The following is a 423-nucleotide window of genomic DNA, read 5'->3' as shown; positions in this document are numbered from 1 at the left end:
GCCCTTTGCCTCGACCTGCTCACGAATACGCTCGCTGTCATAGCCCTTGTCAGCCACCAGCGCACCACCTGCCGGCAAGTCGTCAATCAATGCCTGAGCTTCCGTGCTGTCGTGCACCTCACCGCCGGTTATCCTGAAGCCAATCGGCAGCCCATAGGCATCCACGGCCAAATGGATCTTGCTCGTATTGCCTGCACGACTTTTGCCAATGGCTTCTGCGACTTGCGTGGCAGCCCCAGTGCTGTCCTGGTGAGCCTTGACGTAGGAGCCATCGATGAACAGCCACTCGACATCAGGATCTTTCACCAGCGTGCTAAAAGCCCTCATCAGCTTTCCACCCGCTGACCAGGCGTTGAAGCGCTTGTAGACCGTATTCCAAGGCCCAAACGCCTCTGGCAGGTCCCGCCACTGGCAGCCGGTGCG

1 protein-coding gene is annotated in these 423 nt (G+C 59.3%); it reads right to left on the bottom strand.

Annotation, left to right across the window (positions count from 1 at the left end; genetic code table 11):
- A partial coding sequence (locus LPW29_RS15390; RefSeq protein WP_238628738.1) for an IS5 family transposase occupies positions 1-423 on the bottom strand: 423 nt, incomplete at both ends.

This window comes from Ectothiorhodospira sp. 9100, assembly GCF_022227565.1.
GTDB lineage: Bacteria > Pseudomonadota > Gammaproteobacteria > Ectothiorhodospirales > Ectothiorhodospiraceae > Ectothiorhodospira > Ectothiorhodospira marina.
Note: the sequence above shows the minus strand (reverse complement) of the source record. Positions and strands in the feature narration are given on the sequence as shown.